Annotated in this window: 8 protein-coding genes; 4 read left to right on the top strand and 4 right to left on the bottom strand. The window is 49.4% G+C overall.

Going from position 1 to position 13,895, the window contains the following annotated elements; all coding sequences use genetic code 11:
- Position 1: 1 nt before the first annotated feature.
- A complete protein-coding gene (gene hflX, locus ACYVB1_RS06270) occupies positions 2-1,189 on the top strand; it encodes a GTPase HflX (protein ID WP_460921815.1) in 1,188 nt (395 codons plus the stop codon).
- A gap of 167 nt (positions 1,190-1,356) precedes the next feature.
- On the opposite strand, the gene ACYVB1_RS06265 is transcribed toward hflX, so the two are convergent.
- Complete coding sequence (locus tag ACYVB1_RS06265) at positions 1,357-2,124, bottom strand: hypothetical protein (protein WP_460921813.1); 768 nt, start codon at positions 2,122-2,124, stop codon at positions 1,357-1,359.
- Between the two features lie 358 nt (positions 2,125-2,482).
- On the opposite strand from ACYVB1_RS06265, the gene ACYVB1_RS06260 reads away from it, so the two are divergent.
- Entirely contained in the window at positions 2,483-2,977 is a 495-nt protein-coding gene (locus ACYVB1_RS06260) for a SixA phosphatase family protein (protein WP_460921811.1), read from the top strand.
- A gap of 73 nt (positions 2,978-3,050) precedes the next feature.
- The gene (gene ppk1, locus ACYVB1_RS06255; RefSeq protein WP_460921809.1) at positions 3,051-5,153 is read left to right on the top strand and encodes a polyphosphate kinase 1; all 2,103 of its coding nucleotides are present in this window, start codon (positions 3,051-3,053) and stop codon (positions 5,151-5,153) included.
- Between the two features lie 80 nt (positions 5,154-5,233).
- Here the strand turns inward: ppk1 and ACYVB1_RS06250 are convergent, their stop codons facing one another.
- The gene (locus ACYVB1_RS06250) at positions 5,234-6,274 is read right to left on the bottom strand and encodes a DUF6268 family outer membrane beta-barrel protein (protein WP_460921807.1); all 1,041 of its coding nucleotides are present in this window, start codon (positions 6,272-6,274) and stop codon (positions 5,234-5,236) included.
- 87 nt (positions 6,275-6,361) lie between these two features.
- Positions 6,362-10,189 carry a BamA/TamA family outer membrane protein gene (locus ACYVB1_RS06245; RefSeq protein WP_460921805.1) on the bottom strand — a complete coding sequence of 1,276 codons (3,828 nt, stop codon included), beginning with the start codon at positions 10,187-10,189 and terminating at the stop codon, positions 6,362-6,364.
- 590 nt (positions 10,190-10,779) lie between these two features.
- Between ACYVB1_RS06245 and ACYVB1_RS06240 the strand changes: the two genes are divergently transcribed.
- On the top strand, positions 10,780-11,976 hold the full coding sequence (locus ACYVB1_RS06240) for a Pycsar system effector family protein (RefSeq protein WP_460921803.1): 1,197 nt from the start codon (positions 10,780-10,782) through the stop codon (positions 11,974-11,976).
- Between the two features lie 679 nt (positions 11,977-12,655).
- Here the strand turns inward: ACYVB1_RS06240 and ACYVB1_RS06235 are convergent.
- On the bottom strand, positions 12,656-13,744 hold the full coding sequence (locus ACYVB1_RS06235) for a hypothetical protein (protein ID WP_460921801.1): 1,089 nt from the start codon (positions 13,742-13,744) through the stop codon (positions 12,656-12,658).
- Between the last annotated feature and the right edge of the window lie 151 nt (positions 13,745-13,895).

Genomic DNA, 13,895 nt, shown 5'->3' with positions numbered 1-13,895 from the left:
AATGGGTAAAAAGAATTTCTACGAGACCGCCAAGCCGCAGGAAACTGCTGTGCTGGTGGCCGTACCAAACTATCGCCAAACCGACGAGCAAACCAACGAATACCTCGATGAGCTTGCTTTCTTAACGGAGACAGCGGGAGCCGTAACACTAAAGCGCTTTGTTCAGAAGCTAGATAAGCCCGATATCCGCACGTTTGTGGGCAGCGGGAAACTGGAGGAGATCAAAGCTTATGTAAAAGAAAACGAGGTAGACATGGTTATCTTTGACGACGACCTGAGCGCCTCACAGGTACGTAATATTGAGCGTGAGCTACAGGTAAAGATTGTGGACCGCAGCTTGCTTATACTGGATATTTTTGCCCTGCGGGCTAAAAGCGCCCAGGCACACGCACAGGTAGAGATGGCCCAGTACCAGTACCTGCTTCCCCGCCTTACGAACCTCTGGACGCACCTTTCAAAGCAGAAAGGTGGTATCGGTATGAAGGGACCAGGTGAAACGGAAATTGAAACAGACCGCCGTATTGTGCGCGACAAGATAGCCTTGCTGCGGGAGCGCCTGAAGAAGTTCGAGAAACAGAACTTTGAACAGCGCAAAGCCCGCTCCGGCATTGTACGTGTGGCCCTGGTAGGATACACCAACGTAGGTAAATCTACGCTGATGAACCTGCTGTCGAAGTCAGAAGTATTTGCGGAGAACAAGCTGTTTGCCACCGTAGATGCCACTGTGCGAAAGGTGGTATTCGAGAACATCCCCTTCCTGCTGTCTGACACGGTAGGGTTCATCCGGAAGCTCCCGACCAAGCTAATTGAATCGTTCAAGTCTACTTTGGACGAGATACGGGAGGCTGACCTGCTGGTGCATGTAGTGGATGTGTCGCACCCGTCTTTTGAAGACCACATTGAGGTAGTAAACGAGACACTGAAGGATATCAACTCAGCAGAGAAGCCGGTGCTGCTGGTATTTAATAAAGTAGACCTGTATCTGCAAAAGCGCGAGCAGGAGCTGGAGGCGGAGGGAGCCGAGGTCCGTCCGTCTATTGAAGATTTAAAAGCCTCATACATGGCAAAGGTGCATGCCCCTGCTCTGTTCATATCGGCTACAGACAAGGTTAACATTGATGCGCTGCGCGATGAACTGCAACGCAGAGTAGCAGAAATTCATTTCCAGCGCTACCCAAACAATGTGTAAGCCTTGCCTGGCTTGTTATTTACCAGCCCCCGCTGGGGCTTTGGTAAAACAACTTTATCGGGTTTGGCGCATTGCATCACAGGCATAAACAGAAAAAGGAAGTCTTCATCAGGCTTCCTTTTTTTATTGCTGAGAACTTTAGTATAGCTTATTTATCATCAGGTTACCTACACCTGCTGCAGGTTTTTGAGCACGTCCGGATAGAGTATGTTTCCGTCATGGTCTGATATAACCTCATAGACAGGGGCTCCAAAACGTGCTGTATATAATTGATTTTTGCGGGAGTTTGCCTGGCGTGCATTTAAAAGATAGGTGGTGTTGCCTGTATAGGACTCCGGCTTTACCTGGAGCGCATAGCGCAGTTCGCCATCCACATAGGCTTCATAATCGACAGCATAGGTATGATACATTTCCTCTGATACTTCCTGGAACACAACATGCGGGAACATGTTCTGCAGTGTCCTTATCGTGTTCTTCTCCCGTTCAACCACCCTGTTCCATGTTTCGCATATCACCCGGAAGCGTACACACTGGAAGCACTCTTCCACAGATAACCCGTACCCGTTATCCCGGACGTGGTTGTAGAGTATTTCTCCTTTCCGGTAAAGCCTTTCCTGGGTTCTGCCGAACTGGGTATTCAGGTTCTTCAGGTTCCAACTCAGGTCATGAACAAAGTCCGGGTTTGTTTTTATGAGCAACTCATTCTGCAACATGCTCTGTGTGGGTGCATCCCATCTCTGGAGCAGGCGCCCCCTCTCCTCCCCGCTTTGGTAATAAAAGGTCTCCCACTCCTCTTTCGTTTTAAATGTTTTCAACTCAATAAGGGTTGTCAGATGTCCTACCGACCAGGGATCGCCCAGCATCAGCTCATTCCAGGCATTGTTGGTTGACCTGAACCTAGCCACGCCAACTGGTAAATCGAATTGGGTTTCCACGTCTAAAGAAGTTGAGATATATGATACGCCTTTTTTGCAAGAGCATCAAAGGCAGAAGCTTGCACCTGGCAGGTTTTAGCTTGCTTCTGTTCTATACGTTTTCCTTTGATCATAAGCACTATTTATGTTTTTGAAAGTATAATAGCAAACGTTAGCAAGTTTATAATATACGGCAGGGAGGCCGCACCGGAATATAAGAACGCAGGTATTTTCAGGCTCTTATACTCTTTACCAGTAGCCGCTCAAGCCTGTACGTCTGGTCTTTCGAGTACAACCATTTACTTATAGTTACAGTACTTAGCAATGCCGTTCATGTTGCTCTACAGGCGCTGCAACGGCTAAGAACAAGAGAATCCATATGAAAACCCTATACATTCTGAGACACGCTAAATCGAGCTGGGAGTTCGAAGAGCTGAGCGACCATGATCGCCCCCTGAACAAGCGGGGCCGCAGCGATGCGCCGCTCATGGGGCAGGAACTGGCAGCACGGGGCGTCCAGCCCAACCTGATCATCTCCAGCCCTGCCGTACGGGCACTCACCACCGCTACCCTGGTAGGCAGAGAAATGGGCTACGACGCCGACGACATTGTGGTGGACGAGCGGGTGTACGGCGCCGGGAAAGAAGACCTTCTGGAGGTAGTGCAGGGAGCACCTGCCGAAGCAGATTACCTGATGCTGGTTGGCCACAACGAAGCCATTACTGATTTTGCAAACATGCTGACACCAGAACATGTGGCCAGTTTGCCAACCACAGGCGTTGTGGCACTGGAATTTGACTGTGAGAGCTGGTACGACATCAGCAAGGAAAACGCAAAAATGCTTTTCTACGACTTCCCGAAGAATTATAAATAAAGCGGCAATTCCCTTTACCACCAGGTAAACCAGCCTTAGGCTTATCAGAAGCTGCAGTGAAGATCAAACCAACATGGAAAAAGAGAAAGAGAAGAGAGCAACCCCGGACTACCCACTCATAAACAGGGAGCTGAGTTGGCTGGCTTTTAATTATAGAGTACTACAGGAGGCCAAGGACAAGAATGTGCCTTTACTGGAGCGCATCAGGTTTATGGCCATTTTCTCATCTAACTTAGATGAATACTTCAAGGTGCGGGTGGCTACACTCAAGCGCCTCATCAAGCTGAAGGAGAAGACACGGAAGAAGCTGGACGAAGATCCTTCCGAGACCTTTGAGCAGATAATGAAAGAAGTAAAACGCCAGCAGGAAGAGTTCGGGCAAGTTTTCCGGGAAGGCATTCTGGCAGATCTGCGCAAGCACGACATTCACCTGCTGACAGAGCATGACCTGAATCCGGAGCAGCAGGAGTGGGTACAGGACTACTTTGGCGAGAGCGTGCATCCTTTGCTGCAGCCCATCATCCTGGATGAAACGCAAACCCACCTCTTTCTGCAAGACCAGACAGTGTACCTGGGCATAAAGATGCGGGAGCCAAAAGAAGAAGGCCTGAAGCCAGAGCGTTTCGCCATGCTGGAGATACCAACCAAGAAGCACGGCAGTCGCTTTGTGAAACTACCGACAGTAGACGATCAGCGCTATGTGATGTTCATTGATGATGTGATCCGCTTCTGCCTGCCGAAGATCTTTGAGCGGTATCAGCAGTTTGACTCCCATGCCGTGAAAGTATCCCGGGATGCAGAGCTGGATATAGAGGAGGAAGTATCCGGCAACCTGATGGCGAAAATCAGGAAGAGCCTGAAGAAGCGTGAAATCGGTTACCCGGCGCGCCTGCTCTATGACCCGGAAACACCCCAGGACCTGCTAGACATGATGATGGCGCACACCGGCATTACCGAAGATGAACTGGTGGAGGGCAGCAAATACCACAACTTCCGCGATTTCTTTCAGTTCCCGGACTTTAACCTGCCTGAGCTGAAGTACACGCCACAGCCCACGCTGGTGCACCCTCAGCTGGAGCAGGAGCCAAGCATGCTAGATGCTATGCAAGGGCAGGATTACCTTGTGCACTATCCTTACCAGTCGTTTGACTACGTGCTGCGCCTGTTTAACGAGGCTGCTGAAGATCCTAAAGTAACCTCTATGAGCGCCACGCTCTATCGTGTGGCCGATAAATCGGCCATTGCCAAAGCCCTGGCCAAAGGTGCCAAAAACGGCAAACTGGTAACGGTAGTGGTAGAGCTGAAAGCTCGCTTTGATGAGGAGTCTAATATTTTCTGGGCCGGAAAGCTGCAGAAGGCTGGTGCTAACGTCATTTTTGGTGTGCCAGAGTTAAAGGTGCATTCCAAACTTGGCTTGATTACCAGAAATGAAAACGGCAGGATGGTAAATTATGCCTACCTGAGCACAGGCAACTACAACGAAGACACCTCCACCATTTACGCCGACCATGCTCTGTTTACTTCCGACGAACGCCTTACTAAAGATGTAGAGCAGGTATTCAACTTCTTCATAGACCGAAACCCGGATAAAAAGTTCAGGCACCTGCTTATGGCACCGCTGAACATGCGAGAAGGTTTTGTGAAAATGATAGACCGGGAGATGAAGAATGCGAAGAAAGGCCTGCCCGCCCGCCTTATTCTGAAGATGAATGCACTGCAGGATGAGCGCATGATCAGGAAGCTTTACGCTGCCAGCCAGGCGGGTGTAAAGATAGACCTGATAGTACGTGGTATCTGCTGCCTGGAGCCGGGAGTGGAGGGTGTGAGCGAAAACATAGCGGTACGCTGCATCGTGGACCGTTACCTGGAGCATGCGCGGGTGTACATCTTTCATAACAACGGCGATGAACAGTACTATGTCGCATCTGCCGACTGGATGACACGCAACCTGAACCGCCGTGTAGAAGTGGCCTTCCCGCTGTTGCAACCGCACCTCATCCAGCAGGTGCGTAGCATCATTGATTTACAGCTTGCTGATGATACAAAAGCAAGGAGGCCGGATAACAGTTACCTGCGGGATGGCGACGAATCAAACGTACGCTCGCAATATGCCACCTACGATTACCTCCGCAGCCTGGTGCCGGAGGGAATGGACCCAGCCCGGAAAAAGAAGTAAGGCGCTAGCAGCACAAAATAAAATGGGGAGAAGTTCTGATGAACCTCTCCCCATTTTATTTTGTGCTGCTAGCAACCGTACTAGTTGTTCCGGTTCCTTTCAGTCCATTTTCGTGGCGGCACAAGGTATAGCTCCACTCCAACGTAGCCTGCCCCGGAAAGGTCATTCGTGATAAGCTCATCTGTAGAGCCTACCTCATCAAACAGGCGGTGACGGTAGTACTGCCTGAAGCCGCCTTCCACCGCAAACCATAAAAAGTCGTAAATCTCCCGCTCCATGCGCAGCAGTCCCTTTATGTCTGTTCTCCGCAACTCTACCTCACCAAACTGCGAGAGCACTGTTCTATCTGCAAAAATATCGTAACTGGCTCCCTCCAGGCGGTACCCTACATAAAACAGGGTTTTCTCGTTGGCATTGTAGCGCATTCTTACATTCGCCGGAAAAATCGACTCTACCCCCCACTTCGGGTTGAAGGTCCGGTTGTACAGGAGGCCGGGGAAGACCCTTTGCCGGCCAAACGTATACCCCCACTGCGCACCTACACCGATAGAGAAGTCAGGTGACTTCTTCCAGCCATACGCTACGTCCACTGTGGCTTTCAGGTAATCAGCAATGTTGATATTGTCACGGGTATAGTCGCCGTTGAGCTCGCCTTTTACACGAATCAGGTAAAAGTTCCGCTCGTCCAGGGAGTGCAGGTAGGCCATCTGCAGGCCCAGGCTTTTCAGGTTTTTGTCTTCTAAATAACGATACAGCCCGTAGGATGATTCTGTAAGCCCTGCGAAGTTAAATTCCTCTATTTCATAATTCACACCCATAATAAGCTTTGTCTGCGGCTTGTTTACGAGTGGAGCCAGAGCAAGTACAGAGAACTTGTTGTGTCGCCTCACCCTTCCCCTACCGTTGCCAACTCTTGGGTCGTCAGATTCAGACTCTATATCGAACTGCGGCAGGCGCTCATAACCTATCACCACACCGCGCGGTTTGCCCATGCCGCGCACACCCGGAGAGGCATAGTCGATAACATCTCCTATGTCTTCCGACTGGCTTCGCTGTGCCTGCGCCTGCTGCCAAACGCACAGGGAGGCTATCACACAAACTAATAACTGTATTTTTTTCATAGTTTATTTTGAGCTTTGTAGCGGCAGTATTGCAGAAAGGCCATACTTCTTATTATCCTCCTCTTATACTCCTTTGCTTTTTTTCTGTTAGAAAAAGAAGCCATAGTTCAGCATAAAGAGTTTGTCTTTTTCTCCTATGGCATAGGAGAGCGTAAGCACGGTGCGATTCAGGAAATCTACCCAAAGGCCACCGCCATATCCTGTGTGCAGGCTACGGAAAAACGACTCCCTGTAATCTCCGCCATGGTACACCCGGCCAGCATCAAACAAGCCTAACACACCTAATTTAGCAGGTGCCAGATACAGGTTAAAGTCCACGAGCTGTATTCGGGCTTCGGCATTGGCATAGAGGCTGCTGCGACCAGAGAAGCGGGTACGGCGGTAACCGCGCAGGTTGGAGGTGCCGCCCAGGGTATTGGCCTGGTAAAACCGGAAATCGCCGAAGTTGTGTGCCCCACCTACTCTACCTGCCCATGTGAGCTGCAGAGGAAAATTCGGGCTGATATAGAACCTGAATTCGGAACTGATGTTTGTGAAGTTTAGCTTCTCCCCGTTCAGTTGGTGCATATAGCTGATGCGGTTATAGAAACGCATGCCAATACGAGGGTTTGCTTCCGTACTGCTACCCGCCCCGATTACGTCAAGGTTCAGGAAGGCCGTGGCACCGGCGTAATGCTGCACATTAAACTCTCCCTCCTCCGGATTATAGGTACCAGGTTCCAGCCTGCCCGCACGCGCTTCGTTCAGCAGGAAGTTTTCCCTTTCATCCGGAACCACCACCTGAAAACGATCATAGGCAGGTCCTATGCCTGCTTGCAGAAACGTGGTGACATCTTTGTATAACGATGCATTGAAGGCAAGCCTTTTGAAACGGACACGATAATAGCTGTCGTCCAGGTCGGAAATCTGGTCTGTTTGATTTCCGAAGCCATAGAAGTTCCGCTGGTACTGCGGCCCCTGCATGCTGCCATTCAGCGCCAGGCTCCAGTCTCCTATCACCTGCCGCACATCTCCTCTGTAGCGTATGTTGAAAGACTTAGTCAGGAAGGCGTAGTTTGCTTCCAGCGTGTGCTCAGCGGCATAAGGAGATTTTCGAAACTTTTGCGTACGCAGCAGTACTCCTCCTCCCAGGAACAGACCGTCGTCTACGTTATATGCCACAGATAACCTGGGTCCGAAGTACGGTAATTGAAAGTTGTTACGGTCGTAGCGGGTGACCAAACCTTCCGGGTCCTCCTCTGTTTTGTCTTTGGTCTCATCATTGAAAACAAAGGTATTGTCCGCCTTGGTGTCGTACACCACAGTATGCTTTTTTAGGCCGCGCACACTCGACCTGTCCACAATTTCATCGTCATTGCCTCCCCCAATAATGCGCACCACGATGCTCTTATTTACATCGCCGGTCACCAGGAACTCATCCTCCCCATCCCTTCCGTAAATGCGGATTTCCTTTGTTTCGTTAGTAAAGAAGGTGCGGTTGTAGATTTCTCCCAGCACTTCGCCTTCCTTCGATATTTTATAGCCTTTTACAACTACCTGCTCGTCGTTCAGGCGGTTTATTTCAAAGCGCTCATGCTTGTCGCTGCCCGATATATCGACATACTGTACCAGGAAATCATAATATGCTTCGGCAGCCTGTGGTAGTTTATCCCTCCTAGATTTGAGCTTCGCCATTACCTCAGGCCCGGAAAGCGCCCTGATGCTGTCGGGCCACTGGTTTATGGCCTCCTCTATGACCTGGTCTGTGACGTTGTTCTTTATCTCCTGCGCCAGCCGGACCCAGTCCTGCCGGATAGGCCGGGAAGTAAAGGTACGGTCGAGGGTGAGCGCACTGAGGTTAAGGCCAACTATGTCTTTGAACTCGTACCCGAAGTGCTGTATGTTCCGAATGCCCCAGCTGCGCGTCGCCAGCCAAGGCAGAAAGCCGTCGGCCTTGAAAAAGGCCATGTCGCGGTCTTCCGGCACTGGTGTATACAGTTTTCCTTTATCGGCTTTTTTCTCCTCCACCCAGCGCCACTGGCCTTCATGCCGGTCCCAGTCGCCAATGAGCATGTCGAGCAGGCGTGCCCGCACGTACTCCATTTGGTCTACCTCATGGTCGTTGTCATCCTCCAATTCATCGAGCACTTTTTCGGTGCCTACCAGGTTCTGAGCGTAGCCCAGGCTGGCTGTTTCTTCGTGATTCTCATCGGCATCCTCTTCGAGCAAGGCCAGCGTGTTTCCGAACTCATCAATATACTGGCGCAGGTACGGCGTGTTTGGGATGTACACTAGCCTGGGGTTTGTGTGGTAAACACCTGCGGCATCTGCCAGGGGAGGCACAGCCAGCGCCCCGTAAGGATGCTGCGCCGATATCTGGTCCTGCAGCAGGTTGCGCGCCGCTGTTTCCTGGAGATACACCGGCAGCGCTTTTGTCGGGTTTTTGTCTATGGTGCGCAGGGTGTACTCTTTTGCGTCAGGGTTACGGACTTTTAAGGAGGCTGTCTGCTTGCCGCCACCTTTCTGGTAAGGCGTCAGGCCGCCGAACTGGTTCTTCATGTCCAGCAGCGGCACTTCTACCGGAGCGGCCCATTCTTTTCGGTAGTGCTCGCCCAGCAGGGTCTTGCGCAGACCGGAGGCAGTATAATCGGTATTGGCAGCCAGGGTTATGGTACTGTCTGCGTAATTTGTGTTATCCTCTATAAGGGGCGCCTCCTTGCGCGGCTGCTTGGCATAAAGCGGTGTGCGGTACGTAATATGGCCTGTGGAGCCGTCGCCGTCAGGCACCCAGTACTCTACCCACACCTCCCCGTTTTCATAGTACAGCGTTTTAGCAAACCCTTTCACCTTTTGCACATAGGTTACATTGCCTCCGGGCTTTATGTATTGCACTTTGCAGCCAGACCCACTCACAATATGCGGCAACTTGTTGTGTTTGAAATACTCGAGGGCATGCTCGTGACCGGCAGCGTATACAATATTATCGTACTTATCAAAGATATCCAGCAGCCCTTTGATGTATGCCTGGTAACGGGGGTGCGGTATGTCCTGCAGAATGCCGCCATACTTCCTGGCGAAGGGATAGATAGAGCCAATAACCGGCAGCGGAAGGTACATCCAGTCGCGCAGCATGGTAAGCGGGAAGATATGGTCTTTCAGAGAGAAGAAACCGCCATGTGCCCCACGGCTCATCAGCGGGTGGTGCCCTACTACGAGAATGTCGCTGCCGCTGTTCTTTTCTATAATGTCCTCCAACTGCACCAGAAAGTCCACCTCGGTGGCAGCGCCACAGTGCGTGTTATCGCCATACGGCCTGTCGAAGGGGTGCAGCCACCACTCTGAGTCAATAGCAATCAGCACCAGGTCATCACTTATCTTCACCTCATAGGGCCCCGGGCAGCCATCGCCTGGAACAAAAAAGTCGCCACCCACCACAATGTTCTCATCAGTCAGGTACTCGTTCACATAGCGCTGCTCCCGCAGGATGGCATCAATTCCACCACGCCCGCTGTGGTTCCAGTCGTGGTTGCCCGGTATCATGTACTTTTCCCCGGCATATCCCTTTAAAATATCCAACTGCGCATTCAGGCGCGCCTCGGATATTTCACGGTCGTAGGCGTCGGGCTCCGGCAGACCGTTGTGGTACACGTTATCCCCCAGAAAAATAGTGGTACTCTGGGCTCCTGCCTGCTCCATCTGCTTCCGCATCAAAAGCAGCGATGGCTCCCCCTCCAGGTCCGGTGCGCCCACATCGCCTATAAGGAAGACGGTATACAGCACCTTGTTCTGCGGGTCGGGCACAGTTTGCTCCCAATCCAGCGCCTCGCGGCTATAGTATGGTTTATTTGAAACACAGGCGGTAAGGGTAAGTCCTAAAACGACCTGCCATATCAGGCGGAAACACAGTTCCTGCCACTTGAGTAGATTTTGGATCATAGGTTATGGAGGTATATCAAGCCCTGCTGATAAAGCAAATCGCCTGTAGCACCTGCATCAGGTACAGCTACTGCCGAAGCACAAGGGGCAGGATAGCATTCTACCCTGCTATCACTGCACCATACTGCTAACTGGTGCTGTATGAGAAAGGAGGTTGGGTACTGCATAGTTGGCTCTATAGCTGTAGGTCCCTGGCCTCATTTTGCTGTAAACGGGGTGCCACAGGGGCAGCAGGACTGACATTCATAAACGAGAGGAGGCCACTTTTAGTTGTTGCCGCCAATGCCTTGTTAACTCCTGTATGAAATGCCCGTTAACTAACAAAATGCAGTTTTATACCGTATCCCGCAAACAATTGTGCGTTTGACATGTGCAGCATATTCTGAGCATGTTGTTAGATTATCTTTTGAACGGCAACTGTGCGCTTTTAGAGCCTGAGGGCATCTATTAGACCTAAATAAGCCTTGTATAAATCTAAACCCATGCTTTATCGCTTTCAATTACAAAACTTAAACATGCTCTTAACAGCTACCGGGCTTGGGGCTGCGCCCTCCGTAAGCCTTACGCCCAACACAGAAGCATAACCATGTATGGAAGAACCTAAACTCATTAAGCAAGCCAGCGAGTTTGTTTTTAAATTATTCAAAGAAAAACTTTCGAAAAAACTGGTATACCATAATTACCGGCATACCCTCGAGGTGGTGTCTGTGGCACAGGAACTCGGGCAAAGGAGCAACATAGAAGCCGGTGAACTGCAGGACCTGGTACTGGCCGCCTGGTTTCATGACACCGGCTATGTAAACGCTTACCAAGGCCATGAAGAGGAGAGTATCCGCTTTGCAAGAGAGTGGCTGACAGAACACAATTACCCGGAGGAACGCATTCAGCGGATTGAAGGCATGATTATGGCCACCAAACACGACGTACAGCCGCGGGGCCTGCTGCAGGAACTGTTAGTAGATGCCGACCTGTCGAACATAGGCAAGCCTACCTTCTCGGCCACAGCAGAACTGCTGCGCGTGGAGTGGGAGATTTTCCTGGATAAATTCTTCTCCGACAGAGAATGGGCGCAGTTCCAGATGGACTTCCTGCTCTCAACGAGCCTGCACACCGATCAGGCGCAGCAAATGTTTGCAGCGCAGTTAGGCCTGAACATACAGGAGCAGCGTGAACGCCTGAATCAGGAAGACAAGAAAAAGAAGAAGAAAGACAAGAAGCACCGTGAAACGCTGGCGCAGCCTAAGCGTGGTATCGAGACCATGTTCCGGAGCACCTACCGCACCCATCTCGACCTCAGCGCCATGGCCGATAACAAAGCTAACATGATGATCAGCCTCAACGCTATTATCCTGTCCATCGTCATCACGTATGTCAGCGCCCAATCTGCTATCATTGGTTCAGAGTTTGCCAAGCACCGTACCATCATCATACCAATAGGCCTGCTGTTACTCACGACGCTAGGCTCCCTTGTTTTCGCCATTATTTCAGCACAGCCTGAGGTTACCAGCTTTAACATAAACAAAAGCAAAAAGAAGGTAAACACCCGTAACGTTAGCCTGCTCTTCTTCGGGAACTTCAGCAAACTCCCTCTTGAGGGCTTCCAGGAGGGCATGCATGATATTATGCGCGACAAGAAATCCCTTTACAACAACATGATAACCGACATCTACTTTCTAGGCGATGTGCTGAGCCGAAAGTATAGAATTCTGCGCATCTCCTACTCCATTTTCATGATAGGGCTGGTAATAACTGTTCTTGGTTTTGCTATTGCCTTTGCCACTTATTAGTACTGCACTCCAGTTTATTTGCTTATTTGTAAAACGGAGGTAATTGATGTACATTTGCACAGCAATTACTTCCTCCCGGCCTTGTAGTTCAACGGATAGAATAGAAGTTTCCCGACGGCCTGGCGGCCTACGCTGCGCTATGCGGCTGGTTCCCAGCCCCTATAAAATGTAAAACTGGTAAAATTTGAGGCGACGTCGAGGCGAAACGTCGAAACGGTCAACATATTCAAAGCTGCTCTAATCAGGGCGGCTTTTTTTATTTAATATGTTTTAAGAAGAAATTTGGGTATTGATGAAGCAGAAAAAAGTCTTTAGCATGATTTAATTAAAATATTTAGATACTTGTATAGAAGGGTGTGCACAGACATCTCAGCTTCAATACAAGGGCTATAGTCCTTGGCTATCCTGAATCCCCTTATCACCTGTAGAAGACCCCTATGGCGACATTAGAAGCTCTGCATCTATTTTCAGCTTCGCATATGGTTGGGCAATAAAACAAGAATCTCCTGGTATGCGGTTAGAACTCCTTAACAGATTAGCCGAGGCTTTAGGGAAGTGATATAGATTCCTGAACCCGCAAATTAGCTATTGGGAAAGAATGTGGAAGAGTGGTCGTATCCGATACAGCCTTTATAATATCTTGTTTACATTTCACTAGTCCGATTCAGCTTGCTATTTCCTATTGTCCGCTAGGATGCTTACACACTTGATAGCTATTATTCTCAAAAGAAATGTAGTCAACCGAAAACTTACATCCCTGACAGGTACCTGCTCCAGATTTATCAAGAGCTTCGGCTATATTCATAAGCCCCGCAAAGACAAATTTATTCAGCTTCCTTTCCTGCTCAGGTAGCTGTAAGGCTACATTGTCAGGCGGAAAGACAAATACCTTATCCCTCTTAAGGAAAATCCATTTACCATTTGGCATCTGTCCATAGAATTTCCCATTCCAGTACTCTCCATCAATGACCCTTTTGAGCAAGTTGTGGCGATAATAGCTATTACTTTTATATGTATTCAAAGCCTCTGCTCGTTTTGGGCATCCAGAAACATTGCCTTTGAAAACAGACAATACCCTATACCTCTTGTCAGATTTATACAAGTAGTACTTCCTTGATAATTCCAGCATCTGTCTTTCCTCCTGTTCAACTAGATACCTCTTATACTTAAAGTAATCTTGGTCTAGTCGAGGGTTGTAGATCCAATACTTCATAGGAGTATCTGAATTCAGGAAAGACGCCAGGCCACCTTCATCCAATGTTTGCTCCGTTAGGTCTATCTCTATACAGGCAATACCCAGCTTCTTGATTCTTTCAAGCTTCTGCTGATCAACGAAATGGCTATTGGCAAATTCAATGAATAGCTTCTTATCGCCTATTAGGCAGATAGCATCCGGAATAAAACACCCTTCATCTACCGACACTTGTTGCTCAAGGAGTACTTCATCAAATGTTGCTGCCTTGCCCTTGCTATGTAACGAATAGGCATTAGCAGGCTTATAGTCATAGTGATAATCCGGCAATAGCAATTGTTTGTTTTTTTGAAGAACAGCTTTAGCAAGTAAATGCAAGGCAGATTCATAAGCGCCGTCGCATTCCTTTCCTGAATGGTGCGCAAAATGTGGAAGCTTTTTGTTTGTGGAGCTGTTCTTAGCAACTAATGGATGATTGCATTTCGAACAAACACAGTTACAAGCTAGCCCATTTTCTACTTCTGATATATGCTTTAATGCTCCACCGGACAAACCATATGTAAGAAGCTTTTCCATAGGAAAGGTTACTGATAAAAATTAGAGAATAGAGAAATAGTGCACCTTGTAGGCTTACCTGAAGTTCGGCCATTTAAAAGTTGTAAAAACTACTAACTTTAAATGGAATGAAAAAGACAAAGTTTACCGAGACACAGATTATCAAGGCCAT

Source organism: Pontibacter brevis (assembly GCF_054779655.1).
This window is presented reverse-complemented; position numbering and strand designations above follow the sequence as displayed.